Genomic DNA, 450 nt, shown 5'->3' on the forward strand with positions numbered 1-450 from the left:
GGGCTATTCGATCAACCTGCCCGCCTCCGACGTCGACGCCTGGCGCTTCGACGCGATCATGGAGAGCTACGAGGTCCTCACCCATTCCCCGCAGGCGCCGGACGCGGCCGAGCGCTGCCGGATCCTGGACGTGGCGCTGAACTGCTGGTCGGGCACTCCGTACCAGTCGTTCGTCGGATTCACCTGGGCCTCGGCCGAGACGGCGCGGTTGGCCGTCCTCGAACTGATCGGCATACTCGCCGCCCTGGCCATCCTGCTCGCCGCCGCGTGGATACTGACCCACCCGCTGCGCACCACCCCCTGCGACGCCACCGCCGCGCACAGCAGCCCGGCACGCAGCGAGGCGTACTACATACCGCTATCCGGATATGCGCATCAAACCATGAGAACGCTCCCTGGGATGACGTGGGCGCTTCCACATCGGACCTCGACCGGGCATGCCTGCGGGCA

1 protein-coding gene is annotated in these 450 nt (G+C 68.2%); it reads left to right on the plus strand.

Annotation, left to right across the window (positions count from 1 at the left end):
* Positions 1–450 (plus strand): AfsR/SARP family transcriptional regulator (locus ON30_RS27740; RefSeq protein ID WP_040711861.1); only part of this gene is annotated, 450 nt, incomplete at both ends.

Origin of the sequence: Nocardia takedensis NBRC 100417, assembly GCF_000308695.1 — a bacterium.
GTDB lineage: Bacteria > Actinomycetota > Actinomycetes > Mycobacteriales > Mycobacteriaceae > Nocardia > Nocardia takedensis.